At 56.5% G+C, this 23,200-nt stretch carries 24 protein-coding genes; 17 read left to right on the forward strand and 7 right to left on the reverse strand.

The window, feature by feature from the left end; all coding sequences use genetic code 11:
- Positions 1–436 precede the first annotated feature (436 nt).
- Positions 437–1,246, reverse strand: coding sequence for an RNA methyltransferase (locus PQU98_RS08470; protein ID WP_272744512.1), 810 nt, complete (start codon positions 1,244–1,246; stop codon positions 437–439).
- A gap of 226 nt (positions 1,247–1,472) precedes the next feature.
- Here PQU98_RS08470 and PQU98_RS08475 point away from each other — a divergent pair, with 226 nt between their 5' ends.
- The 5 genes from PQU98_RS08475 (at position 1,473) to PQU98_RS08495 (ending at position 7,376) form a co-directional block, all read left to right on the forward strand.
- A complete protein-coding gene (locus PQU98_RS08475) occupies positions 1,473–3,257 on the forward strand; it encodes a monovalent cation:proton antiporter-2 (CPA2) family protein (RefSeq protein WP_272744513.1) in 1,785 nt (594 codons plus the stop codon).
- A gap of 11 nt (positions 3,258–3,268) precedes the next feature.
- Entirely contained in the window at positions 3,269–3,565 is a 297-nt protein-coding gene (locus PQU98_RS08480) for a hypothetical protein (protein ID WP_272744514.1), read from the forward strand.
- A 154-nt stretch (positions 3,566–3,719) separates the two neighbouring features.
- A complete protein-coding gene (locus PQU98_RS08485) occupies positions 3,720–4,934 on the forward strand; it encodes an NADP-dependent isocitrate dehydrogenase (protein WP_272744515.1) in 1,215 nt (404 codons plus the stop codon).
- Between the two features lie 319 nt (positions 4,935–5,253).
- Complete coding sequence (locus tag PQU98_RS08490; protein WP_272745480.1) at positions 5,254–6,225, forward strand: SGNH/GDSL hydrolase family protein; 972 nt, start codon at positions 5,254–5,256, stop codon at positions 6,223–6,225.
- Positions 6,222–7,376, forward strand: a complete 1,155-nt coding sequence (locus PQU98_RS08495; protein WP_272744516.1) for an SGNH/GDSL hydrolase family protein — start codon at positions 6,222–6,224, stop codon at positions 7,374–7,376. The genes PQU98_RS08490 and PQU98_RS08495 overlap by 4 nt, the downstream gene beginning before the upstream one ends.
- Here PQU98_RS08495 and nhaA read toward each other — a convergent pair whose 3' ends face one another.
- On the reverse strand, positions 7,377–8,543 hold the full coding sequence (gene nhaA, locus PQU98_RS08500; RefSeq protein WP_272744517.1) for a Na+/H+ antiporter NhaA: 1,167 nt from the start codon (positions 8,541–8,543) through the stop codon (positions 7,377–7,379). It abuts the gene before it with no gap.
- A 217-nt stretch (positions 8,544–8,760) separates the two neighbouring features.
- Here nhaA and PQU98_RS08505 point away from each other — a divergent pair, with 217 nt between their 5' ends.
- Entirely contained in the window at positions 8,761–9,000 is a 240-nt protein-coding gene (locus tag PQU98_RS08505; protein ID WP_272744518.1) for a hypothetical protein, read from the forward strand.
- Between the two features lie 41 nt (positions 9,001–9,041).
- On the forward strand, positions 9,042–10,595 hold the full coding sequence (locus tag PQU98_RS08510) for a tryptophan halogenase family protein (RefSeq protein ID WP_272744519.1): 1,554 nt from the start codon (positions 9,042–9,044) through the stop codon (positions 10,593–10,595).
- 9 nt (positions 10,596–10,604) lie between these two features.
- Here the strand turns inward: PQU98_RS08510 and PQU98_RS08515 are convergent, their stop codons facing one another.
- Both PQU98_RS08515 and PQU98_RS08520 read right to left on the reverse strand, forming a co-directional pair.
- Positions 10,605–11,816 (reverse strand): alginate export family protein, encoded by a 1,212-nt coding sequence (locus PQU98_RS08515; RefSeq protein WP_272744520.1) that lies wholly within the window; start codon positions 11,814–11,816, stop codon positions 10,605–10,607.
- Between the two features lie 201 nt (positions 11,817–12,017).
- Positions 12,018–13,388: a cation:proton antiporter gene (locus PQU98_RS08520; RefSeq protein ID WP_272744521.1), complete on the reverse strand. Its 1,371-nt coding sequence runs from the start codon at positions 13,386–13,388 to the stop codon at positions 12,018–12,020.
- A 235-nt stretch (positions 13,389–13,623) separates the two neighbouring features.
- Between PQU98_RS08520 and PQU98_RS08525 the strand changes: the two genes are divergently transcribed.
- From PQU98_RS08525 to PQU98_RS08545, 5 genes are all read left to right on the forward strand, one after another.
- A complete protein-coding gene (locus PQU98_RS08525; RefSeq protein WP_272744522.1) occupies positions 13,624–13,881 on the forward strand; it encodes a type II toxin-antitoxin system Phd/YefM family antitoxin in 258 nt (85 codons plus the stop codon).
- Positions 13,881–14,390: a PIN domain-containing protein gene (locus PQU98_RS08530; protein ID WP_272744523.1), complete on the forward strand. Its 510-nt coding sequence runs from the start codon at positions 13,881–13,883 to the stop codon at positions 14,388–14,390. Before PQU98_RS08525 ends, PQU98_RS08530 begins: the two co-directional genes overlap by 1 nt.
- Before the next feature lie 99 nt (positions 14,391–14,489).
- Positions 14,490–14,834, forward strand: a complete 345-nt coding sequence (locus PQU98_RS08535) for a hypothetical protein (protein ID WP_272744524.1) — start codon at positions 14,490–14,492, stop codon at positions 14,832–14,834.
- On the forward strand, positions 14,831–15,094 hold the full coding sequence (locus PQU98_RS08540) for a heme oxygenase-like domain-containing protein (protein ID WP_272744525.1): 264 nt from the start codon (positions 14,831–14,833) through the stop codon (positions 15,092–15,094). Before PQU98_RS08535 ends, PQU98_RS08540 begins: the two co-directional genes overlap by 4 nt.
- The gene (locus PQU98_RS08545) at positions 15,085–15,417 is read left to right on the forward strand and encodes a biliverdin-producing heme oxygenase (RefSeq protein WP_272744526.1); all 333 of its coding nucleotides are present in this window, start codon (positions 15,085–15,087) and stop codon (positions 15,415–15,417) included. Before PQU98_RS08540 ends, PQU98_RS08545 begins: the two co-directional genes overlap by 10 nt.
- Here PQU98_RS08545 and PQU98_RS08550 read toward each other — a convergent pair.
- Complete coding sequence (locus tag PQU98_RS08550) at positions 15,380–17,503, reverse strand: exonuclease domain-containing protein (protein ID WP_272744527.1); 2,124 nt, start codon at positions 17,501–17,503, stop codon at positions 15,380–15,382. The two genes, PQU98_RS08545 and PQU98_RS08550, sit on opposite strands and share 38 nt — an antisense overlap.
- Before the next feature lie 57 nt (positions 17,504–17,560).
- Here PQU98_RS08550 and PQU98_RS08555 point away from each other — a divergent pair, with 57 nt between their 5' ends.
- Positions 17,561–17,779, forward strand: a complete 219-nt coding sequence (locus PQU98_RS08555; protein ID WP_272744528.1) for a hypothetical protein — start codon at positions 17,561–17,563, stop codon at positions 17,777–17,779.
- Between the two features lie 116 nt (positions 17,780–17,895).
- Positions 17,896–18,069 (forward strand): hypothetical protein, encoded by a 174-nt coding sequence (locus tag PQU98_RS08560; RefSeq protein WP_272744529.1) that lies wholly within the window; start codon positions 17,896–17,898, stop codon positions 18,067–18,069.
- 44 nt (positions 18,070–18,113) lie between these two features.
- Here the strand turns inward: PQU98_RS08560 and PQU98_RS08565 are convergent, their stop codons facing one another.
- Positions 18,114–18,596, reverse strand: a complete 483-nt coding sequence (locus tag PQU98_RS08565; protein ID WP_272744530.1) for a MarR family winged helix-turn-helix transcriptional regulator — start codon at positions 18,594–18,596, stop codon at positions 18,114–18,116.
- Positions 18,597–18,675: 79 nt separating this feature from the next.
- Here PQU98_RS08565 and PQU98_RS08570 point away from each other — a divergent pair, with 79 nt between their 5' ends.
- The 3 genes from PQU98_RS08570 to PQU98_RS08580 are packed head-to-tail and all read left to right on the forward strand — an operon-like array spanning position 18,676 to position 20,387.
- Complete coding sequence (locus PQU98_RS08570) at positions 18,676–19,134, forward strand: nuclear transport factor 2 family protein (RefSeq protein ID WP_272744531.1); 459 nt, start codon at positions 18,676–18,678, stop codon at positions 19,132–19,134.
- Between the two features lie 13 nt (positions 19,135–19,147).
- Positions 19,148–19,528, forward strand: coding sequence for a hypothetical protein (locus PQU98_RS08575; protein ID WP_272744532.1), 381 nt, complete (start codon positions 19,148–19,150; stop codon positions 19,526–19,528).
- A 52-nt stretch (positions 19,529–19,580) separates the two neighbouring features.
- Positions 19,581–20,387 carry a ThuA domain-containing protein gene (locus PQU98_RS08580; protein ID WP_272744533.1) on the forward strand — a complete coding sequence of 269 codons (807 nt, stop codon included), beginning with the start codon at positions 19,581–19,583 and terminating at the stop codon, positions 20,385–20,387.
- A 157-nt stretch (positions 20,388–20,544) separates the two neighbouring features.
- Here the strand turns inward: PQU98_RS08580 and PQU98_RS08585 are convergent, their stop codons facing one another.
- The gene (locus tag PQU98_RS08585; RefSeq protein WP_272744534.1) at positions 20,545–23,151 is read right to left on the reverse strand and encodes a glycoside hydrolase family 3 protein; all 2,607 of its coding nucleotides are present in this window, start codon (positions 23,149–23,151) and stop codon (positions 20,545–20,547) included.
- Positions 23,152–23,200: the final 49 nt, after the last annotated feature.

The raw sequence follows: 23,200 nt of genomic DNA on the forward strand, positions 1-23,200 counted from the left end.
GAACCCTCAGCCAAACCACTCAAAACCCGTAGGCTTCCTCGTGGAGAGCGGCGCTTATAACCGCTCAGTTTTTCGTGTCAACTAGTTATTTTTAAAAAGTTTTTAGAAATTCCAAAAACTCAAAAACTAACCAATCAACCCCACCAATCAGACCAAAACCTTCTCAGCGGAGCGGCGTAAGTAGTGACTACCCGGCGCCTTGTCAATCAACTTTTTAAAAGAATTTCAGAAACCGAAGTTCTTCAGAATTTTGATCGACACCCTCAGACTTTCACACTGCTTTAGGCCTTAGTTATCAGTGAGTTACCTCACCGAAGAACGTCGTCGCAAAAGCGTTTGTGTGTGTTCCCGTCGTCGGGAGGTCGGCTTCTATAGGCCCCATCCGGGGGAGTCAACGCCGGTTATGACGTTTTTATGTTTTACCCACAGACAGGGGCTAATCGCCGCCTTTTTCCTGAGTTTCAGCGCGCCTGGCCAGCACTTTGCCTCTGCCTTTGGTCAAGGCCGTCACGACACCGCGGAAAGTACGCACTTCCTGTTCAGTAAATCGCGCCCGGCCCAACGCTACGCGCAGGTTACGCACCATCGAGTCTTTCTTTTCCGGCGGAAAGAAGAAGCCGGCCTTTTCCAGCTCGTCCTCAAGCTGACCATATAAGCCGTGCACGATGCTGAGGTCGGCCGGCGCGTGCATGTTTTGCGTAAACTCCGGCCTGGGTGCATCCAGCACCTGCAAGCGCCACTCATAAAGGACGATGTTGACCGCCTGAGCCAGATTGAGCGACTGAAAATGTGGATCGACCGGAATGGTAATAATGCCCTGACAGAGTGCAATATCCGAGGTCTCAAGCCCTGCCCGCTCCGCCCCGAACAACAGGCCGGTTTTGGTATGACTTTGGGCATCCCTATATAGAGTATCGGCACAGCCGCGTGGCGTCATGATGGGAAGCTGGGTTTCACGTGGGCGGGCCGTCGTCGCATAGACGTGTTTCAGATCAGCAATCGCGTCCGCCACCGTCGCAAACACCTTCGCCTCATCCAGTGGCCAGTTGGCGCCTGACGACATCGACCAGGCCCGCTCCTGCGGCCAGCCATCGCGCGGCGCCACCAGACGCAGCTCATGCAAACCGAAATTGGCCATGACGCGCGCGACCGCCCCGATATTGTCAGCCAGTTGCGGCCGGTCAAGGATCACACACGGTGGGGTCAGGTTAGGATCGCGCTCTGGCGCAGGGCGTTTGTCTTTCATAGGCCGGCTTATACGGGACGCGGTGGAGGTCGCAAACCGGCTTTTTAATAGAGGAGCGAAAACGGGCACCGTTATTTCTTCCGAAAGCCTGTTTCTGGATAAGGACGATGTGAAATAGACCGGCATTACCGCTCCCCAACCGCTTAATTCCACAACTTATAAATTATGGCTTGGCATGGCCGGTCAAATCCCCTCTGATAAAGTCGGCTGAAAAGGGAGTTTGAGTATGGCTGAGGCCGCACACGCCGTTGACCTGTTACCTGTCGTCGCTCTGTTGGGCGCGGGCGTCATTGCCGTGCCGCTGTTTAAACGGCTGGGGCTGGGCTCGGTGCTGGGTTATCTGGCGGCGGGGATTCTGATCGGCCCGTTCGGCCTTAAAATCATTTCAGAACCGGCGACCGCCCTGCATGTCGCGGAACTGGGCGTGGTGATGTTCCTGTTTATCATCGGGCTTGAGATGCGGCCCGCGCGGTTATGGGCGCTAAGGGGGGATATCTTTGGTCTTGGCGTGGCTCAGGTCGGCCTGTGCGCCCTTTTGCTGACGGGCGTGGGCATGGCCACCGGCTTTCCGATCGCCGCGTCTTTTGTCGCCGGGGCGGGTTTTGTGCTGACCTCCACCGCTATCGTCATGCAGTTGTTGCAGGAACGCAAGACCATCAATGAACCGGCGGGCCAAAAGATGGTGTCGATCCTGTTGCTCGAAGACCTCGCCATCGTGCCGTTATTGATCCTCGTGACCTTTCTGGCGCCGGTCGTGCCGGGTAATGAGGGTGGCATAGACTGGGCGGCGATCGGGATTGGTTTAGGCTGCCTGATCGGTTTGTTTGTGGCGGGACGCTATCTGCTCAATCCGATGTTTGCCCTGCTGGCCAATGCGCAGGCCCGTGAGGTGATGACGGCCGCCGCCCTGCTGGTGGTGCTGGGATCGGCCTATGTGATGCAACTGGGCGGGCTGTCGATGGCTATGGGCGCGTTTCTGGCCGGTGTGCTGTTGTCGGAATCGCATTTCCGCCATCAGCTAGAGGCCGATATCGAACCGTTCAGGGGTATTTTGCTGGGGCTGTTTTTTCTGGCGGTCGGTATGTCGCTCGATCTCAATATCGTCGCCGCCAACTGGCAGATGATCGCGTTCTATGTCTGCGCCTACATGATCGTCAAAGGCGTGGCCATCTATGCGGTGGCGCGCCTCATGAAATCCAACCATGGTCAGGCGCTGGAGCGGGCGGTGTTTATGGCGCAGGGCGGGGAATTTGCCTTTGTGCTCTATGCCGCGGCCACCACCGCTGGAATTATTTCGGGTGAGCAGAACGCCATACTGACCGCCATCGTCATCCTGTCGATGGTGCTGACGCCGCTGACCATCATCGGCCTGAGATATATCATGCCCAAGACGTCCGAAGACACCGATGGTCTTGATGCCCCGCATGACGACGAAGGCCATGTGCTGATTATCGGCTTTGGCAGGGTCGGTCAGGTGGCCAGCCAGATGGTCATGGCCGCCGGATATAAGGTCTCGACCATCGATAACGATGTCGAAATGATCCGCAGGGCCGGTGAATACGGCTTTAAGGTCTATTATGGCGACGGGGCCCGTCTCGATATTCTGCATGCCGCGGGCGCCCATCACGCCCAGGCTATTCTGATCTGCACCGATAAGCCCGAAGATACCCTGAAGATTGTCGAACTGATCAAGGCAGAGTATCCTCTGGTGCCCGTCCTGACCCGCGCGTTTGACCGCTATCAGGCGCTGAAGCTGGTCGCCGCCGGTGTCGATCACCATGTCCGCGATACGTTTGAATCGGCGCTGGTTCTGGGCGCAAAGGCGCTGGAAACCCTGGGTGAAGATGGTGACGCCATATCCGAGATGGAGCGCACGGTGCGCGAACGCGACGAAGTCCGCTTTGAGATTGAACTGACCGGCGGGCTCGATGCCGGTAAGCGCATCTTCTACGGCGGGGCGGACTACCTTACCCGCAGCCGCAAGGCCGAGGCGGATGCGGGAATAGTATAAGGCTTGCTGGCATGGATAAATATTGGACGGCAATCAGCGATTATTACCAGCAAAATGAGCCCGTTATAAATGTGCTCATATTTATCTGCTCACTCATTTTGGCTGTAAGGTATTTCTTTTACCTAAAAGGAAAAGAAAAGATCGGGTCAAGGATCTGGGCTTTCTTTGACGTTCTGACGACATGGCTTCCGGCCAGTGATCCCGTCGAAGAGGATAAACAAGCCCGCAAAGACTCAGAAGAGGAAAGGCGTGAGTTCTTGAATAAACGAAAGGCGCGCAAGCCCGGCAATCTGACTGATGAAATGTAGGGCGGTCTGCTCAAACCATCAGTTGTCGAATCCCCCTTTCATCCCAACCCTCTTTTCGTCTATAGGGAAACCTCTACCCGCTGCGGGAATGGCCCTGTGCGCCCTCCTGCGAAGCGCCGGTCTATTTTAAGGAAACCCCTTTTAAGGAAAACTCATGGCTAAGATCAAAGTTGCAAATCCGGTCGTCGATATCGACGGCGACGAAATGACCCGCATCATCTGGCAGTGGATCAAGGACAAGCTGATCCACCCCTACCTCGACATCGACCTGCAATATTATGATCTGGGCATGGAAAACCGTGATGCCACCGACGATCAGGTCACCATCGACGCAGCCAATGCCATTGCCGCCTGCGGCGTCGGCGTCAAATGCGCCACCATCACCCCTGATGAAGCGCGCGTGAAGGAATTCAGCCTGAAGAAAATGTGGAAGTCGCCGAACGGCACCATCCGCAACATCTTAGGCGGCGTTGTGTTCCGTGAGCCGATCATCTGCAAGAACGTGCCGCGCCTCGTCCCCGGCTGGACCCAGCCGATCGTGGTTGGCCGTCACGCCTTTGGCGACCAGTATAAAGCGACTGACTTCCTCGTTCCCGGTAAGGGCACGCTGACCATGAAGTTCGTCGGCGAAGACGGTCAGGTCATTGAGCACGAAGTGTTCAAGTTCCCCGGCGCCGGCGTCGCTATGGGCATGTATAACCTCGACGAGTCGATCCGTGACTTTGCCCGTGCGTCGTTTGAATACGGCATTTCGCGCAACTATCCGGTTTACCTGTCGACCAAGAACACGATCCTCAAGGCCTATGACGGTCGCTTCAAGGACATTTTCCAGGAGATCTTCGACGCTGAATATGCGGCGAAGTTCAAGGAACTGGGCTTAACTTACGAGCACCGTCTGATCGACGACATGGTGGCATCAGCCTTGAAGTGGTCCGGCGGCTTCGTTTGGGCCTGTAAGAACTATGACGGCGACGTTCAATCCGACACGGTTGCCCAAGGTTATGGTTCGCTGGGCCTGATGACCTCGGCTCTGGTCACGCCTGACGGCAAGATCATGGAAGCCGAAGCCGCCCACGGCACCGTCACCCGTCACTACCGTCAGCACCAGAAGGGCGAAGCCACCTCGACCAACTCGATGGCCTCGATCTTTGCCTGGACCCAAGGCCTGTCGCACCGCGCCAAGCTGGACGGTAACGAGGAACTGGCCAACTTTGCCAAGACCTTGGAAAAGGTCTGCGTCGATACGGTTGAAGCCGGCTTCATGACCAAGGATCTGGCCCTGCTGGTTGGTGACAAGCAAGGCTGGCTGACAACTGAGGGTTTCCTCGACAAGATCTCCGAGAACCTGTCGAAAGCACTGGCAGCTTAATTCATGGGGGAAATGACTTTCCCCCATGCGCCCCCTTTGAAGATGAGAAGGCCGTCCGTTCTGCGGGCGGCCTTTTTACTTGGCCCGCTTGACAAGGCTGTCATGGCCGGATTGAGTGCAGCATAATTATAAGACGGGGGACGTGATGAAAAGATTTGCTGCGGTTTTCATCGGCTCAGTATTATTTTGCGCCCCCGCTCAATCCGAAAGCCTTAAAGAAGTCGACTTCGCCAAGTGGCCGGAATTAGCCTTGGATGTGAATGCAGGCGGCAGGGTTGAACTCCAGACGATTCACTATCCGATAAAAGGCGATCGCTTAATGGCAACGCCGGAATTTCATCATCAATGGCCCGCAACCTATTTTGAATCGTCTTTTAATAAGGGACGGGAAATTTACATATCTTTCTATGACCCGCCGATGAACCGATATCGCGTCATAATCGACGGCAAAACCATTGCCTTGCTGGATAAGCCCGGCACACCAACATACAAATTAACCGGTCTGTCGAATAAGGCGCATACAATTCGCGTCGAAAAAATTAACGAAAGCCAAAATAATCGGGGAACGTTCCGAGGCTTCTTCTTAAAGACCGGCGCCACGGCCTTACCCCTGACCAAGCGCGCGCGGCAGATCGAGTTTATCGGCGATTCCGATATGGTCGGTTATGCCAATACCTCAACCAAGCGCGAGTGCACCAAGGCCGAAGTGTTTGAAACCACCGACAGCCACAAGGCCTATCCGGCGCAGGTGGCGCGTACATATAATGCCGATTTCCAACTGAACGCCTATTCCGGCATCGGCATTGTCCGCAATTATGATGGTAATGAGCCTGATCGGCCCATGCCGGTGCTCTATCCGCGCGTGCTGTTCGACGATCCGACACCCTATGACCGCAAAGGCTGGGCACCGCAGGTTATCGTCATCGCCATCGGCGGCAATGATTTTTCAACGCCGCTAAAACCCGGCGAAAAATGGAAAGACCTGGCCGCCCTACGCGCCGACTGGGAAACGGTTTATGTCAATTTCCTAAGCGATATCCGCGCCCAAAACCCCCACACCTTTATTCTCATGGGGATTCAGGACGGTTTTAATGACGATTATTTCAAGGCCTCCCAATCCGTCCTCGCCACCTATAAAGCGACTGGCGATACGCGGATCGGCGCCGTCGTTTACCCTAAACTCGAATCTACTGCCTGCGACTGGCACCCGTCATTGAACGACCACAAAACCATGAAGACTATCGTCGAGACCTTTATCGATACCCACCCCGACATCTGGCAGGGAAAATGATGAAACCGATTACAACTGCATTATTGGCATCCCTGACTTTGGCGGCATCTGCACAGGCTCAGGTTTCACCGACCCCGCTTAGCGAGCACGTTGGAGGCCGCACCGTAACCGGCATCACTATGCGCCCGATCCCCGGTGCGAAACCTCAGCCGATGCGGCTGTATCCGGGGCGTTCAATTACCCCAACTCAGATGGTGGTCAGTCATACCCATCAGTGGCCAGGTATCTATACTGAGGCCACTTTTGATGGCACCGGCCTGATTGTCAGGCTGAACGATTCCGTCAACATCCTGCGCCTATACATAGATGATCAACCGCCCGTTACGCTGACCAAACCCGGCCAGATTGATTATGAGGTCAAAGAGTTGCACCCCGGCGCTCATAGGATAAGGTTGGAGAAGATTACCGAATCCCAAAGCGATACCGCAAAGTTCGAGGGCTTCTACATCGTCGGGCAAGGCCACGAACTGGATACGCCCACCCGCGCCCGTCAGATAGAGTTTATCGGCGACAGCTTTACGGTCGGATATGGCAATACCTCGCCCAAGCGAGAATGCACGACCGATGAAGTGTGGGCGACCACCGACACGTCACAAGCCTTCGGGCCGATGACCGCCAAATTCTATAATGCCGATTACCAGATCAATGCCTTTTCCGGCCGCGGCGTCGTGCGCAACTATGATGGCTTTGCAGGCGACAAGCTGCCGACCTTGCACAACTACACTCTGTTTGACGGCAAGACCGAGTATAAGGCCGAAGGTTGGCAGCCGCAGATCATCGTCATCGGCTTAGGTACCAATGATTTTTCAACTGCGCTTAAACCTGATGAAAAATGGAAAAACCGCGAAGACCTGCGCGCCGATTACCGCAAAACCTATGTGACATTCGTCAAAACCTTACGCACCAAAAACCCGACCGCGCAGTTCATCCTGATGGCGTCGGATCAATCGGACGGTGAAATCCGCGATCAGGTTTTGCAGGTCGAGAAAACGCTTGAGGCTCAGGGCGAAACGAAAGTCGATACGATCATCTTCACCGGCCTAGACTACGCAGGCTGCCACGCCCATCCGTCCGTGGCCGATGACCTGAAACTCAAAGGTCTGCTGATGGACTATATCAATGCCCGCCCGGAATTATGGCAGGGCAAATAATCAGACGGTCTTTCGGCTACACAAACTGAGCACAATATAGCCGATCACGCCCGACAGGATAGAGCCTAACAGCACGCCTATCTTGACGGCATCCTGTGCTTCCGGATGGGTTGGGAAGGCCAGCAGTCCGATAAACAGGCTCATGGTAAAGCCGATCCCACACAGCAGCGACAGGCCGTAAATCTGCGGCCAGCCTGTGTCCTTGGGCATGGGCGCCAAGCCGGTTTTGATGGCCAAAAACGCCGCCGCAAACACGCCGATTTGCTTACCCACAAACAAACCTGCGGCCACACCGAGCGGAATGGGTTGCAACAGGGATTCAAAACTGAACCCTTTCAGCGACACACCGGCATTGGCAAAACCAAAAATCGGCACGATCAGAAACGCCACCGGCTTATGCAGGGCATGCTCAAGGCGCACCAGCGGCGAATGGTGGTCATCGTGTTCGCCACGGTGCGTCGTCAGCGGGATAAACAGCGCCGTCGCCACCCCGGCCAGCGTCGCATGAACCCCCGACTTATAGACCAACCACCACAGCACCGCTCCCACCGCCAGAAACAGCCACAGAGACTTGACTTTAAACCGGTTCATCAGGAACAGCAGGGCCAGCATCGCGCCCGCCGCCCCCAGCATCTGCAGGTTCAGATCCGCTGTATAAAAAATAGCGATGATGATCACGGCCGCCAGATCATCTATGATGGCCAGCGCCGTCAGAAAGACCTTCATCGCCACCGGCACCCGCGATCCCAAGAGCGCCAGAACGCCGAGCGCAAAGGCGATATCGGTCGCGGTCGGTATAGCCCAGCCGCGTAAACTGTCAGGCGATCCGGCATTAATCCCGACATAGATCAGGGCCGGTACTATCACCCCGCCTAAAGCCGCGATACCGGGCAAGGCCCGCCGTGACCAGGTCGATAACTGCCCCGTCAGAACTTCACGCTTGATCTCAAGCCCGACCATCAGGAAAAACACGGCCATTAAGGCGTCATTGATCCAGTGCTGAAGGCTCAAACCCGCCACATAGACATGCAGAAAATGGAAATAATCCTCCGCCAGCGGGGAGTTGGCCACGATCATCGCCGCCACCGCTGCGGCCATCAGGATCATCCCCCCGGCCGCTTCACTTTGCAGGAATGCAGTCGTCATGTTTAAGGTTTTACGGATCATGGCATGCTTTTTTTGTGGTATACTCCCTGCCATCATAGGGGCATTTGCCTCTGGGTCACCTGTTTTCGGGTGCCTCTGGCTGAAAATCGGACTGCAAATCCCGCGGATCGTCTTTGAGCCGCCCATGCCAAAATTTTATATGCGGCAGGGTTTCGCCGACTGACAGCTTATGAACCGGAGATTATTCTTCAGCGCCACCCTTAAGGGAGAGTGCATCATGGCTACACACCACCACGCCCCCCATGACGTCGATACCGACGAACCCGGAAAGCCGCCGGTTACTGGTTTTCCGTGGGTTATCGTCACGGCTATTGTCCTGATTTTAGGGCTGATCATCGCGTTCACCGCTGTTGATCCGTCGAGCCCGACCAATAATGCCGCCGATGCCGCTTATCAGGATAACCATCCCGGTTCAGTTTCAGATCCGCAAACGCCACCGCCGGCCGGCGCAAATTAAACTGACTTTCGCCGCCCAACGTTACACGCTATGTTTTGCTTATGAACTCTAAGCGGAACATTCTGATTGTCGGTGGCGGCACCGCCGGATGGCTGACGGCGGCCTATCTGGCCAAATTTTTCGATATTAAGGATCAGCAACACCTCAGCATTACCGTGCTGGAATCACCGGATATTGGCATTATCGGCGTCGGCGAAGGCACATTTCCGACCATCCGCAATACGCTGAAATTTCTGGGCATCGACGAAGCTCAGTTTATGCGCCAGACCTCGGCCACCTTTAAACAGGGCATCCGCTTTGCCGACTGGGTAAAGACACCGCAAAATGGCCAGCACGAGCATTATTTTCACCCGTTCGAGGCGCCGTTCTATACCGAAGGCGCGGGCCTCCTGCCCTACTGGCTGCTACAGGATGAATTAACCCGCCTGCCGTTTGCGCAGGCCGTGACCTTTCAGAAGCGTGTGGCCGAAGCCCAGCGCGCCCCCAAGCGCTCACACGAAGGCGATTTCACCGGCCCGCTGAACTATGCTTACCACTTCGATTCCATTCGGCTGGCGCAGGTTCTGGCCGACCGCGCTGAAGCCCTGGGCGTGCGTCACCTCAAGGGCACGGTTACAGGTGTTGACCTCGACGATACCGGCGCCATTGCCCATATTCTGACCGATGCACACGGTGCGCTCACCGCTGATCTTTATATCGACTGCACCGGTTTTCGCGCTGAACTGATCGGCAAAGCGCTGGCCGCGCCGTTCCATAGCGTGCGCCAATACCTGTTTACCAATCGCGCCATCACCTGCAAAATTCCTTATGACCGGCCCGATGCCCCGCTGGAAAGCTATACGGTATCGACAGCTCACGAAGCCGGCTGGACCTGGGATATAGGCCTCGATGGCATGCGCGGCATCGGCTATGTCTATTCCAGCGACCACACCACCGATGATCGCGCCGAAGAGATTTTACGCCGTCATATCGGCCCTAAGCCCTATGAGATCAAAACGCGCGTCATCGCCTTTGAACCGGGCTATCGGCGCGAGCAATGGGTAAAAAACTGCGTCGCCGTTGGCTTGTCAGCGGGCTTTATGGAGCCGCTGGAATCGACCGGCGTAGTCCTGATCGAAGTGGCGATCAGCATGATCGCCGAAATGTTTCCATATAATGGCCCGGTCGATGCCCCGGCGGCGCGCTTTAATGATCTGATGGTTAAGCGCTATGACAACATCATCAATTTTCTGAAACTGCACTATGCCTTAAGCCAGCGTACCGAGCCGTTCTGGCGTGACAATGCCGATCCGGTCTCGATCCCTGAACGGTTGCGCGAATTGCTGGCGCAGTGGCGTTACCGGCCGCCAAACCGGTATGATTTCGTACTCGACCTCGAATCTTTCGCCTTCTTCAATTACCAGTATATTCTCTACGGTATGGGCTTTAAGACCGATCTGTCGGGCGGGCGCTCAGGCTTTCCCAATGCCGCCGAGGCCGAGCGTATCTTTGCGCGTATCACCTCGTTCGGGGAACGCGCCACTAAAGATCTGCCGTCCCACCGCGCCCTGATCCGTCAGATCTATGATCAGGGCTTCAGTGAGACAGCGGCTTAGTTTCAAGAATTAAAGTTTATATTCCAGCGCGACCCAGACCTTGGTACGTGACGCGGGCATACCTGCGCCATCGCGTTCAAAGTCAGCATATTTCAGCATCAGGCTGAGGTTTTTGGTCAGGTCGGTCGTGGCCATGGCGTCCCATTCGGTGCCGACAGCCTGCCCGGTATTTTCCGTTTCAAAATCACGGTAGATCAGGGTCAGGGCCGGATTCTTCAGGAAGGTCACCGGGCTTTTCGGCGTCAGGATCAGGCTGACATTGCGATCAACCAGACCATTGGGCAAGGTCTTATTGCCCGCCGTGCTGAACGCATCGGCCCAACCGCGGAAACCGTGATTGCTGCCGATCGGCGTAATGAAGCCACGCGCGCCATTACCCTCTAAGCTTTCATAGGCGGCTTTCACCGTTACGATCCCGCGCGACACGCCACCATCAAGGCTGTAGCTCGACAGATCGAAATCCGCAGGATTGTTACCGTGGTCTTTCTGGCTGGCATAGTTGGCGGCATAGGTTAGCTTATAGTCGGAAACGGCCTTTTCACCGCTTAAGCGCGCGCCCAGCGTATTGGTCGAATTGGCCGGAGCCCCCTCGAAATCGAGCGCATAGTCATAGACCTGAAATTTAAACGCCGGGCTATAGGCGTAGGCGACATTGATCAGGTGGCTGTCTGAATCCCAGTCGGCGGCCTCAGCCTGCGTGCGGTTGACCTTGGCCAGATAGGCGTAGGTTACCGCCCATTTGCCGTGTTTGAAGTCCCCGCGCACAGCATCAAAGGTCTGCTCGTCCTGACGCCAGCCGGAATTGCCGACATAGCGGCTGTCATCCAGCGTAATGCGCTGACGGCCGGCGATAAAGGTCGCGGCTTTGTTCGGCGTCCAGGTCAGTTGCAGGCGGTTAAGCTCCGTACCTTCGGGATCGCCCACACCGGCGAAAGTCGTCTTGCCATTGATGCCGGAATTGTAGTCGTCCTTAAGTGCGCGTACGTCTTCAAACTCGACCAGCAGCTTCAGCTTATTGAACTCGCCGCTCTGGAAACCGATACGGTTGCGCCAGGTCAGGGCTTCGGCTTTTTGTAAGCCCGCCTGATCATTGGTTTCTGACCGCAGACGGGATTCGAGAATGGGCTTTGAGGCGGCCAAGGCCTCGCTGAAGGTTTGCGCACTGGCAGGTGCATAGATTGCCGTAAAAGCGGCAGCCGTCAAAAGGAAACGACGGAACATACTGTATTCTCCTGGCACCCGACCCCGGATGCGCTTAAGCCAAAGAAAAAGCGTTTCATGCCTCCGCAAAGAGACGGTGAAACGCTTTCGTTACACAGGGCATACTATATGACGGGGGTCTTACGATTCACTTAAATCCCGTCAGTTTTTTAAAGGGACTGTATCCAATCACCGGATGCAAGTCCTTAAAATGCTTAAGTTTTAACTGGTTGCCGAGCTATCGGGCACCGCATCAAGCTCACCGCTTTCGCGCGCTTTTTTACCATAAACCGCCTCAAATAACGGGGAGGCCATGACGGTTGTGACAATCGCCATCAGCACCAGCATCGAGAACAGTGCTGGCCCGATAATACCTTTTTGCAGACCGATATTGATGATGATCAGTTCCATCAGACCGCGTGAGTTCATCAGCGCGCCGATACCCAAAGCGGTACGGTTATCCTCACCCGACAGGCGGGCAGCGGCATAGCAGGCGCCGAACTTGGCCAGAATGGATACCAACAGAATAGCCAGAGCGATCACCAGCAACTGCACGCTGTTGACCATATCGAGACGCGTGTTCAGGCCCGAATAGGTAAAGAACATCGGCAGCAGCATGATAACGGCCAGCGGCTCGACCTTCTTTTTCAGTTCCTCGGCAAACTTGCCGCGCGGCATGACCACGCCCATGATGAAGCCACCAAAGATGGCGTGAATACCCACAGCATCCATAATAAAGGCTGAGATACAGAACGCCATCAGGGTGATGGCCAGAACCGTATAACTCATCTCACCGTCACGTTCGACCATGCGGCCCAGCGGCGCCAGCATACGCTTACCAATAGTAACAACGAACAGGGTCCACGCGATACCGCCCACAACCGCCAGAACGGCCACACCGGGTCCGCCGCCAAAGGTCGCCAGCACCACCGCCAGCACACACCACGACACCGCATCGTCAAACGCACCCGCCGTCAGGGTCAGGGTGCCCAGCGATGAATTGGCAAGGCCCCGTTCATTGATAATCCGCGCCAGCATCGGAAACGCGGTCAGCGCAATACAGGCACCCATGAACAGGGTGGCATTGAACTGCGAAATACCTTCGGCGAACAGGCCCGGCACTGTCATCAGCCACGGCGTGATCAGAATCGCCAGCAGGAACGGCACGGTTATGCCGGACAGGGATACCGCAAACGCGCTTTTGCCCTTTTTGGCAAAATGATCGGCCCGGAAGGTCGTACCGACCAGAAACATATAAAGCCCGACGCCCAATTGCGCCCCGACATAGAGCACGTTCTTGGTTTCCTTGGGGAAGATGGTGCCCTGAATTTCCGGCAGCAGCAGCCCCAGAAGCGATGGGCCTAAAATAACACCGGCGATCATTTCACCGACAACCTGCGGCTGGCCCAGGAATTTCTGGCCCAGAAAGCCGACGACGCGGCAGGCCAGAATGATGAGACATAGCTGAAGGAAAAAATGGACGCTGAAATCGGTCGGCGTAAACGCCCCACCGGGCCCGTGACCCGAAAGCGTCGTCGTGATGACTTCTATGGTGTGCGCCCAGATATCAGGCGATGCAGGCTGTACAGACATAACGGTTTGCCGTTCCCTTTGATTTTTAATTTACGGAAAGCCTTTGCGGCCTCCTCCCGAAGCGCTCAGGGTTTGCACATTTAAAAATCGACGCAATCTTTTTATTTTAAAAATGACGCTCAAATACCATTTTGTTTTCGTTGAAGAAATTTCTGTTGCCAAATCGCCACGACGTAGTAACGTTACTACATGACAACGCCGTCAATATAACTACGTAGCTACGGATTTCAGCCTGATGGCCACCCTCACCAGCCGCGAATTCAATCAGGATGTCGGCCGCGCCAAACGTGAAGCCCGCCTTGAACCGGTCTATATTACCGATCGCGGGCGGCCTACGCACGTGCTGATGAGCTTTGAAGCCTTTCGGCAAATAACCGGAAAAACTGAAACCATAGTCGACCTTTTGGCCATGCCGGAAACAACCGTTACGGTCATGGCTGATGATTCGGGCGCAGGCTGGGATATGGCCGGATCATCAGCGGCCAGATTTTAATGTACCTGCTCGACACCCATATCATTCTGGAGCTGCGTAAGGCCAAGTCCGGCCAGACCGATAAGGGTCTGACCCGATGGGCGGGCGGCGTGGCACGTCAGAACCTGTTTATATCGGCCCTCAGCCTTATCGAGCTTGAAACCCATGTCACCCAGTTGGCCACCCGTGATAAGGTGGCCGGCGCCGCCCTGCGCGGGTGGCTGGATCATCAGGTGATGACGGCCTTTGAAGGCCACATCCTGTCGGTCGATGCGGCAGTCGCCAAAAGGCGCGCACATCTGCCGATCAGCGACAGCCGTGATGCCCTGATGGCCGCAACCGCCTCTGTGCACGGTCTTGTTCTGGTGACCCGCAACGGGGCCGCCTATAAGGCCGGACGCATCAAAACCTTCAATCCGTGGGGCTTCACCCCCGAAATCACCCCAGAGACCAGCGAAGACAGTGGCGACTGGCGCCAGATGGCCCGGACCGGCCCGATGTGGTTCAGAAACCTGTTTTTGCGGTTTTAACTTTCCTGAGGGTACACACCCTTGAGCACATCCTCGAAATGGGCGCGCACCAGATAGTTGCATCCGCATGACAACCCTTCCAGTTCCTCAAGGCCCTTGATGCGCAAACGCCCGCGCGTAGGCCGGCAGGCGGCCCTGACTGACGATGCCGCCGACCGCCCCGAAGACCGGATCATCGTTCAGGTCAGCGCCGATGTTGAGGTGATTTTAGGTGTATCTGCACCGGATGTGCTCGGCACATCGCTTGATGATCTGATGGGTAAAAGCCAGGTTGACTATCTGCTGAAAGTGGCCCGTGATGGTGAACTTCAGCCCATGCGCTGGGCGATGCGGCTCAAAAATGCTTCGACATGGGCATGGATGGTTATATCGCCAAACCCTTCAGCCTTGATGACTTCGAAGAGATCGTCGCCAAATTCATTCTGTGAGCCGAAACTATCATGATCTGGCTTGAGACCTTACGCGCCGCTACACGCGATACCCATGATGGACTGCATCACCATCCCCTGCTTGCCCCCCTGTCGACGCAGGGCCTGACGCGCGAACGCCTGGGCATAATCCTTCAGGGATTCGAGGTCTATTACCGCGCCAGTGAAGCCGCCATTTCAATAAGCCCGCCCGCAGACCTGCCCCATGCGCCGGTGCGCGACTGGCTGGCGCAGGATATGGTCGCGCTCAAACTTGCCCCGCTTGAATGTCGTTGAACGTGCCGTCGATCGATACACGGTCGCGCCTGATCGGCTATCTTTACACCAAGCAGGGCTCGACCCTGGGCGGACGGGTGATCAGCAAACATATCGAGCGGCAACTGGGACTGCGGCCTCTGATTGATCAGCGCTTCTTTGCCGGCTACGGGCCGGACAATGGCCCTCAGTGGAAAACGTTTGTCGCATGGGTCAACGATCATCAGGCGGAACTTGATCAGGATCAGGTTATAACCGCCGCCTGTGACGCGTTTGACGGCATAGGCCGGGCCTGCGATCAGGTGTTTACGCGACTATCTGAGCCGACATCCGCTTCTCATTAATCAGCGCCAGTAAACCCGCGGCGGCCTGAGCGTCATTGAGCGCCCGATGGTGCCCGCGCAGGTCTATGCCGAACTCCCGCGACAGGGGCGCAAGGCCATAAGCCGACAAGCCGGGATAATGCTTTCGCATCGACGCAACGGTGCACAGCTTGGGAAATTTGAACTCCCGACCGATGCGCCGGTGTTCCGCTGAGATAAAGCCGTAGTCGAAATTGACATTGTGGGCGACAAAGATCGCGCCCTCCATAAACGCCGCAAAGTCATCGGCCAACTGATCAAAGGTCGGCGCGTCACGCACCATGTCATGGGTGATGCCGGTAAGCTCAGTGATAAAGGCCGGTATCGGCCGCTTAGGGTTGATCAGACTTTGCCAGGTATCGATGACCTCTCCGCCGCGCACCTTGACCGCGCCAATTTCGGTAACGCGGTCATAGATGCTGCGCCCGCCGGTCGTTTCCACATCGACCACCACATAGGTTTGCTGCGGATCAACGCGATAGCTGAGGCGCACAATGTCTACGTCAAAACCCGCCGATTTCAAAAGATTGAGCCGCGCCAACTGGTTGCGCCGGATCTGGTCGCCCTCGGCCTTTATCTCAACAAAGCGCACTTCGTCGCCTCTGATCAGCACCAGATCGGGAAAGCCGTCACGCAGGCCATAATAATTGCACGACAACGCCTCCAGCACCGTGGCCACGGCGTACGGAGGGGCGCTGGCCACAAACGCGTCGATCACCTCATCCCACAGGTGCCCATCTTCCTGATCCGGCGGGACGGCGGGCGTCAAAATGTCAGCGATATGCCCGTCCCGAACGGCTGCCAATTTCACCGCCACGGTATCAGCATAGTCGAGATGAAACCGCCCCTCGCGCAGGCATTTCGGCACCGGATCAAAATCATTGCACACAGGGGCCATGCTCAGTTCGTCATGAAACACCCGCCAGAACAGGGCTGGCCACAGGGCGTTTTCGACATGATAGCCGCGCCAGCCTTCGGCATTAAGCGCCTGTATCGCCCCCGCCTCCGGATAGCCACGATAAAGATCATCGACCACCACCGTCCGGCCTGAGCGCAGTAAATCGCTCAGCACCCCCGTGCGTTTCCCGCCGAATTTGCGGTTATAGAAATCGTCGGCAAAAATATAGGCTTCGTCATGGGCCGGGTTGGCCATGATGTCATCCAGCAGCGCCTTGACCTCATCAACCGCCCCCTGGGCATACAGCAGCCGGATACGCCGTTCCTGGCTATCAAAGCCTTGCGCGCGGCCATAGAGATCAAGCGCCCGCCCATAGTCTTTGCGCGCCTCAAAACCCTGCCCCAACCGGTGCAGCAGACGATCACGCAAACCCTGACTATGATCGCTCAGGGCCGCCGGAAACGTCTCAATCTGCGCCGCCAAAGGATGCAGATCTATGGCTTTGGCCTTGAGCTCGCTTAGGCGTTGGCGGTAGAAATAACCGGCCCGCGCATCGTCTACGCTGTCAAACCGCGCGGCGTGGGTTTCACGCGCCTTAACCGACAAAATGCCCAGATCGCGCAGCGTAAAATCGATCAGATTGTCACCCAGTTTGCCAAAATAGAGATAGAGCAAAAAGCCGACCTGCTCGCGATGGTGCGGTACAAAACAGGCGCTAATGTCCTCGGTCTCGGCAAAATCGTCATAGCTCAACAGGTCATGGACATAGGCGACCATATCGCCCTTAGACCAGTGGCTGCGCATATCAGGCAGGCCCGCAGCTTTGGCCAGCCGCACCAGATCAGGCTTGGTCATCCCCTCCAGACAGGCGCGGTAATCCTCAGGTTCCAGACCGCGCACAAAGCCCTGACCACTCAATGTGTCCATCGCGGCAGAAATATCGCCTATTTCCGGATAGTTCAGGTCACGCATCCGGAAAATCTGCGTCTTGCGATTGACCATGCGGATATAAAGGCACTGCGCCGCCTCATCCAGCCGCTCAAAACGCGCCATAAACTCGCGCTCATCCAAGCCCAGCCCGTCACCGTATAAACCGGTGACAAACGCCATCATCTCCCGGAAATGGGTGTGGTAATAGGTCGGCGGTAAAAGGACTTGTACAGGTCGCATGATCGGGATATGCGTTCTATATATGTTCTACGCACATAATGCAAATGTGGATGTTTGATGTTGAATTTGCGTATACGGCTTTATGAGGGTGCTCTGGTCGAACTGGAAGGCCATCGCGGGCCGTTAACAGCAGTACAGTGCCCGCAACATCCCGCACAGTTTGAGATTTCAGGCTACCTCTATGACGTCTGCGGCCGATCAAAGCTGCCAAGGTCGAAGGCCCCCAAAATTCTGATGGTCTATTCCCCAGGCTGCCGTTTGCTAAAAACGGCCTGAAAAATAAAGCCTCTTTATTATCGGCAAGGCCAAACCACATTGCCCGCTTATCAGGTCGTCGCCAGTCTCGGTAATATGAGGGTGGGGCCGGTTTAATCATCAGTTGGTAAGCGCCCATGTCCGATCAAATGCCGCCCTCGTCTCCGCCCAACATGCCCCAAAACTGTCCGCGCGAATATCAGGACGACTATATCGGCCAGCAATCCCCGAAACTGGGCGCGCCTCTGGTCATCGCTCTGATGATCGCCGGTATTATCGGCGCGGCCTATGCGGTGATGTATTTCGGCTAGACACAGAACGGAACACGGTTGCCGCCTTTAGCGCAACCTTCCCGTCATGACGCCCCTGAGCCTTGCGTCTCCAGCGCCTGAGACAGATTTTGCAGAATACGGCGCAACGTCGCCATATCATCCGCCCCGATCAATTCGGCGCAATTAACCTCGGCGGCCAGACTCAGCTCAATCAGGGTCGTCCATACCGCTTGCCCGCGCGTGGTCAGCATCACCCGCTTGGCACGGCCGTCATCAGGGTCCGGTACGACCGTGACATAACCCAGCCCCTCCAGATCGCCCACCAGATAGGCCATACTCTGCTTGGTGATCTGCGCCCGTTCCGCCAGATCGACCACGCGCGACCCTTCGGGCCGGATATAACGCAGCAAGCTGGAATGGGCCGGCCTAATATCGGGAAAACCGCGTGCAGACAGCTCGCCATAGACCTTTGCCTGCAAATATTCGTAAGGGCGGCGCAACAGCGAACCAAGGGTCGCCTTAGTCCCAGGAATCGTCTGGGCACCAGGGAAGGATACATTACTCATAATTCATGAACTAGCATATTGACAGACAAACTGTCTATATATAAATGGACAGATAGTCTGTCTAAATAAGGAAATTTACATGCCGCTTGATCTAACGGATCATTATACCCACTCACAACCCAAAGCGCCCTTCATGACCCGCGACCTGACTGAACAAAATCTGGCGATTGTTGATGCCCACATCAAAGGCGAAGGCCGCGATCCGGCCTCGGTCATGTCGCTCTATACCGACGATATCGTGCTCGACATGCCGACCCGCGGTATAACCCTGATGGGCAAGGCGGCCATTGAGGCCAATTACCGGCGCATGTTCGGGGCAATGGAACTGATTTCGATGACCCCGATCGAACGCTTTGCCACCTTTGACCGCGTGGTCGATGACTGCATCGCCCGTTTTAAGCTGGTGCGCGAAGGTTTTGACAATGCGCCCTATCCGATAGGTTCCACAATCGAGTTACGTCTGTTACACTTGTTTCAGATGAGGGACGGGAAAATCGCACGCGAAACCGTCTTTGAGGGTTGGACACGCATCAACTAAGGAGGGGAGTTCCATGATTGCATCGTGGTTTTTGCGCAGTGCTATTGTTTTCGGCCTTATCGGCATGAGCCTGGGTATTTTCATGGCCGCCAGCCATGATCATACCCTGTCGCCGGTACACGCCCACATCAACCTGATTGGTTGGGTCGGGCTGTTTCTGGCCGGTATGTTTTATAAAACCCATCCGTCTGCTGTGGGAAAGCTGGCCACGGTTCATTTTTTTGTCGCGATCATTGGCCTTATCATTATTGCGCCCGGTATTGCCGGTGCCATTCTGGCCCTGCCGTGGGGCGCACCGGTGGCGGGGATAGGCTCGATCATTACCCTGATCGCGTTCATCCTGTTTGCGATTGGCGTCTTCCGCCACAGCGGTAAAATTACCGCCACAGCTTGACCGCGACCACCAGACGGCGTCATCCTCCGGTCAAAACACCGGAGGATAGCCCATGTGGCGCGCAGCACTCATTTCAACCGTTTTACTAGCAGCGGGCTCAGCGCAGGCTGAGACCAAACCGGAAGCGCCGATTAAGGTGCTGATCGTCACCGGCGGCTGTTGTCATAACTATCCTGAGCAGCGTCAGATTCTGGAAACCGGCCTGAAAGCCCGCCTCAATGTCACGGTCAGCCACCTCTATTACGACCCCAAACCGGGCGAGGCGGCCACCCGCCCCAAGTTACCGATCTATGATGATCCGAACTACGGCGAGGGTTACGATGTCATTGTGCATAACGAATGCGCCGCCGATGAGAGCGATCCCGCGATTATCGAAACTGTACTGGCCCCGCACAAAAAAGGCATAGCCGGTGTCAATCTGCACTGCGCCATGCACTCCTACCGCTCAGAGACTTTTCGTGCGCCGGTCACAGCGGGTGAGCCCGCCGCACGCTGGTTTGAATATACCGGCATCCAGTCATCCGGCCACGGCCCGCAGTCGCCGATTACCCTGACGATCGCACCAGAGGCCCATCCGATCACTGAGGGTTTAAGCGGTTGGACCACCACCAAGGATGAGCTTTACAACAACCTGACCACCTTCAAGGTCACGCCACTGATCTATGGCATCCAGCCGGAATCGTCTGTGGCCGCCGACCGCGACAAGACCTTCACCGTGGCGTGGACGCACACCTATGGCCCGCAAAATGCGCGGGTATTTTCCACGACGCTGGCCCACAATGAGGCCAATATGCGCGAAGACGCCTATCTTGATCTGGTCGCAGGCGGCGTCGCCTGGGCCAGCGGTCGGTTGAAATAACCTATTATTTTTAAGGGTAACACATAAAACTCCCCCCTAATTTTAGGGGGGATACCGCCTGTTTAGGCGGAGGGGGGTTAAAACCGCCGCGAATTACCCCCCCCCCTTTCAGGGGTATCCTCCCCTAAAATTAGGGGAGGTTCTGTAGGGGGGTATCTTACGGGCAGTTGCCATCGCCTTCGACCGCCATAAGCTTGATGGTCGTATAGGTCAGGTCGAGCGCCTTTTCCGAAGATATCGCAAACGGCACGCCGATCTGCTTCATATCGGCACCGGCATCGCGGAAACAGCCCAGCTTGATCTTCAGCGTCTTGAACTGACCACCCGTCGGGGCCAGCGCCTTCGACACATCGACACGGCCCATGATGAACGGATCGCGACCAACACCGATGGTCACCGGGCCTTCGGCGGCCTTATCCATCTTATAGGTGATCGACAGGGCCAGTTCACCGGTCGTCTGACGGCTAAGGTCAACCAGCGGCCCCTGGAACAGCGCGGCCCCAAGGCCCTGACCATTGAACACCAGACGGCGGCCGGCTTCCTGAGCCCCGGCATCGACGATGGTCTGGCTGGCGATCCCCTTCGGGCTCTTGACATTGCCATCGCCTTCGGCGGCTCCACTCAGATCAGCCAGATAGAACTTCCACGGCGCGCGCGCACGACCGGCGGTGAAGTAGTTATCGACATTGACCACATCGGCATCGCTCAGGCCCGACACTTCGGGCAGTTGCGCCAGATCGCCCTTATCGGCATAGGTCAGGCCAAAGCCATAGGCAAACAGCGGATCATAGCCGGTCATGCCGACATTGAGCGGCTGCTGCACGGCGGTTTTCGGCCACGAGAATGAAAGCTTGCCCTTAAAGTCGTGACGCGCCTTACCCGCCGCATCCCCGATGATCAGGTCGGCGATCCCGCCGCCTTCGGTACCCGGCAGCCATGCGGCCACAAAGGCGTTCGAGGCGTTGAGTTCCGGGTTCACCCACATCGGACGGCCCGACAGGAAGACGGTCACCACCGGAATACCGGCCTTTTGCAGCTTTTTGATCAGCTCCAGATCCTTGGGCTCACCGGGCTGGTAATCAAGGTTCGGGCGGTCGCCCTGAAACTCGGCATAGGGGTCTTCGCCGATGACGACAATGGCCACATCCGGCTTTTTACCCTTGAAGGATCCATCAACGCTCAGGGTCGCCTTGCCACCCGCCGCGGTCGCCGCCTCCTTGATGCCGCCAAAGATCGACTGGCCATGCGGGAAATCGGCATTGGTGTTGCCGGTGCCCTGCCACGAAATGGTCCAGCCGCCGGATTGTTTCCCGATATCATCAGCCCCGTTACCGGCGACAAGGATATTGGCCTTGCCCTTAATGGGCAGCAGAGAGCCATTGTTTTTCAGCAGAACCAGCGATTCACGCACCGCCTGACGGGCCACGGCGCGGTGTTCCGGACGGCTCAGGTTTTCCCATTTGCCGGTGATGGCGCGATCTTTCGGCGCGCCAAACTCAAACAGGCCGCCCTTGATCTTGGCGCGCAAAATACGGCGCACGGCGTCATCCAGACGGGCCTGTGAAATCTCGCCCGATTTAGCTTGAGCGAGCGTGTTCTCATAGATGCCCTTCCACGAATCAGGGGCCATGAACATGTCGATACCGGCGTTGAACGCCTGCGGACACGACAGGTTGGTGCAGCCCGGCACCTGACCTTGCGCGTTCCAGTCCGACACTACAAAACCGTCAAAGCCCATCCGGCCTTTCAGCACGTCAGTCAGCAGATATTTGTTGCCGGTCAGCTTCTCACCGTTCCAGCTTGAGAACGACGCCATGACCGACAACACACCGGCTTCGATCGACGGCGGATAACCGGCATTGTGGATATTGGCCAGTTCTTCCTCACTGATCACGGCATCGCCCTGATCCTTGCCGCCTAAGGTGCCGCCATCGCCCAGATAGTGCTTGGCCGACGACATGATGCGCCCCAGCTTAATGCCCTCATCGCCACCCTTATCGCCTTGCAGGCCCTCAACGACCTTTCCGGCATAGGCGGCGACATCGGCCGGATTTTCAGAATAGGATTCGTAAGCACGGCCCCAGCGCTTATCGCGGGATACGGCAACCGTCGGCGCAAAGGTCCAGTCGACCCCGGCCAGCGCCATTTCATAGGCGGTGACTTCGGCGATCTTTTTCATCAGGTCAGGATTGCGGGTCGCGCCCAAACCGACATTGTGCGGGAAGATGATCGCGCCGACCAGATTGGAGTGACCATGAACCGCGTCAATCCCGAACAACAGCGGGATCTTGGCCTTGGACGGATATTCCAGCGACGAACGCCAGTAGGCGTCGGCCAGATCGAGCCATTCCTGCGGCGTGGCGCGCTCATTGCCATTTGGCGATGACGACCCGCCTGCCAGAATGGAGCCGAGCGGATAGGTTTTCAGGTCGGCAGGCTTGATTGAAGCGATATCGGCCTGAACAGTTTGACCGACTTTTTCCTCAATCGTCATCTGCGCCATCAGGGCGTCGATTTTAGCTTCGACATCGGCATCAACCAGACCGGCATCCTTAAGCTCCGGCCAGACCGGATTGACAGGGGCAAACGCCGGAGCCTGCGGCACAGGGGCGGCCGGCACCGCAGGAACCGGAGCCGCATCCGTATCCGCGCCGCTAAAGGTCGCGCAGGCGCTTAAGCCCGTAACGCCCAGCGCCAGCGCTGCGGCCGAACTCATCTTAAGCCATGCCTTGAACGGCGACGATTTGGTATGTGCAGATTTCATCTCAGCTTCCCATCTTGGCCCGATACCTGTGATCCATACGGTAATACGG

Source organism: Asticcacaulis machinosus (assembly GCF_028550435.1).
GTDB lineage: Bacteria > Pseudomonadota > Alphaproteobacteria > Caulobacterales > Caulobacteraceae > Asticcacaulis > Asticcacaulis machinosus.

Bases quoted from the DNA above. Each gene is read 5' to 3' on its own strand.
- PQU98_RS08560 (WP_272744529.1), top strand. From the start codon at position 17,896: ATGTCCGATCAAATGCCGCCCTCGTCTCCGCCCAACATGCCCCAAAAC.
- PQU98_RS08545 (WP_272744526.1), top strand. From the start codon at position 15,085: ATGTCGTTGAACGTGCCGTCGATCGATACACGGTCGCGCCTGATCGGC.
- PQU98_RS08480 (WP_272744514.1), top strand. From the start codon at position 3,269: ATGGATAAATATTGGACGGCAATCAGCGATTATTACCAGCAAAATGAG.
- PQU98_RS08555 (WP_272744528.1), top strand. From the start codon at position 17,561: ATGTTGAATTTGCGTATACGGCTTTATGAGGGTGCTCTGGTCGAACTG.
- PQU98_RS08550 (WP_272744527.1), bottom strand. From the start codon at position 17,503: ATGCGACCTGTACAAGTCCTTTTACCGCCGACCTATTACCACACCCAT.
- PQU98_RS08485 (WP_272744515.1), top strand. From the start codon at position 3,720: ATGGCTAAGATCAAAGTTGCAAATCCGGTCGTCGATATCGACGGCGAC.
- PQU98_RS08575 (WP_272744532.1), top strand. From the start codon at position 19,148: ATGATTGCATCGTGGTTTTTGCGCAGTGCTATTGTTTTCGGCCTTATC.
- PQU98_RS08585 (WP_272744534.1), bottom strand. From the start codon at position 23,151: ATGAAATCTGCACATACCAAATCGTCGCCGTTCAAGGCATGGCTTAAG.
- PQU98_RS08580 (WP_272744533.1), top strand. From the start codon at position 19,581: ATGTGGCGCGCAGCACTCATTTCAACCGTTTTACTAGCAGCGGGCTCA.
- PQU98_RS08520 (WP_272744521.1), bottom strand. From the start codon at position 13,388: ATGTCTGTACAGCCTGCATCGCCTGATATCTGGGCGCACACCATAGAA.
- PQU98_RS08540 (WP_272744525.1), top strand. From the start codon at position 14,831: ATGATCTGGCTTGAGACCTTACGCGCCGCTACACGCGATACCCATGAT.
- PQU98_RS08570 (WP_272744531.1), top strand. From the start codon at position 18,676: ATGCCGCTTGATCTAACGGATCATTATACCCACTCACAACCCAAAGCG.
- PQU98_RS08515 (WP_272744520.1), bottom strand. From the start codon at position 11,816: ATGTTCCGTCGTTTCCTTTTGACGGCTGCCGCTTTTACGGCAATCTAT.
- PQU98_RS08495 (WP_272744516.1), top strand. From the start codon at position 6,222: ATGATGAAACCGATTACAACTGCATTATTGGCATCCCTGACTTTGGCG.
- PQU98_RS08510 (WP_272744519.1), top strand. From the start codon at position 9,042: ATGAACTCTAAGCGGAACATTCTGATTGTCGGTGGCGGCACCGCCGGA.
- PQU98_RS08535 (WP_272744524.1), top strand. From the start codon at position 14,490: ATGCGCAAACGCCCGCGCGTAGGCCGGCAGGCGGCCCTGACTGACGAT.
- nhaA (WP_272744517.1), bottom strand. From the start codon at position 8,543: ATGATCCGTAAAACCTTAAACATGACGACTGCATTCCTGCAAAGTGAA.
- PQU98_RS08475 (WP_272744513.1), top strand. From the start codon at position 1,473: ATGGCTGAGGCCGCACACGCCGTTGACCTGTTACCTGTCGTCGCTCTG.
- PQU98_RS08565 (WP_272744530.1), bottom strand. From the start codon at position 18,596: ATGAGTAATGTATCCTTCCCTGGTGCCCAGACGATTCCTGGGACTAAG.
- PQU98_RS08490 (WP_272745480.1), top strand. From the start codon at position 5,254: ATGGCAACGCCGGAATTTCATCATCAATGGCCCGCAACCTATTTTGAA.
- PQU98_RS08530 (WP_272744523.1), top strand. From the start codon at position 13,881: ATGTACCTGCTCGACACCCATATCATTCTGGAGCTGCGTAAGGCCAAG.
- PQU98_RS08525 (WP_272744522.1), top strand. From the start codon at position 13,624: ATGGCCACCCTCACCAGCCGCGAATTCAATCAGGATGTCGGCCGCGCC.
- PQU98_RS08505 (WP_272744518.1), top strand. From the start codon at position 8,761: ATGGCTACACACCACCACGCCCCCCATGACGTCGATACCGACGAACCC.
- PQU98_RS08470 (WP_272744512.1), bottom strand. From the start codon at position 1,246: ATGAAAGACAAACGCCCTGCGCCAGAGCGCGATCCTAACCTGACCCCA.